We start from the raw sequence: 561 nt of genomic DNA on the forward strand, positions 1-561 counted from the left end.
CCCAGCCGAGCGTTTTGCGTGGACGGCCGTTGAGTTCCTGCGCGACGTGCTCAAGATCTGCTGGACCGTAGACACTCAGGTCAGTGCTTTTGGGGAAGTACTGCCGTAGCAGCCCGTTGGTGTTCTCGTTGGTACCGCGCTGCCACGGGCTGGCCGGATCGCAGAAGTACACCTGCATGTCGGTGGCGATGCTGATCTGCTTGTGTCGGGCAAGCTCGGCGCCCTGGTCCCAGGTGAGCGACCCGCGTAGGTGCGCGGGTAGGTCCTTGATCGCGGTGATGATCGCGTGGGGGTGTCAGATGGTCTGTGTAAGTCCAGTGCTCATCAGTGAGAGGAAGATCTATGAGCATGGCGTTAGACGACAAGCAGCAGGGCCACGACGATCATCAGTTGCCTGAGCTGGCCGAGCCACGTTCGACTGCGGAGGTGGCCGAGGCGTTGGCGGCTTCGGGCATGGTCGATGAGTTGTTGGCCCAGATCGATACCGGGCAGGTTCAGATCACCGGGGACGGTGGCCTAATTCCGGGTCTGATCAAACTCGCCCTCGAACGTGGGCTGAAA

At 61.3% G+C, this 561-nt stretch carries 2 pseudogenes; one reads left to right on the top strand and one right to left on the bottom strand.

The features are described from left to right. A pseudogene (locus A5777_RS18085) lies at positions 1-286 on the bottom strand (IS30 family transposase); the annotation flags it as partial. A 56-nt stretch (positions 287-342) separates the two neighbouring features. Here A5777_RS18085 and A5777_RS18090 point away from each other — a divergent pair. Next, positions 343-561 (top strand): annotated as a pseudogene (locus tag A5777_RS18090) (IS256 family transposase); the annotation flags it as partial.

It is taken from the genome of Gordonia sp. 852002-10350_SCH5691597, assembly GCF_001665715.1.
GTDB lineage: Bacteria > Actinomycetota > Actinomycetes > Mycobacteriales > Mycobacteriaceae > Gordonia > Gordonia sputi.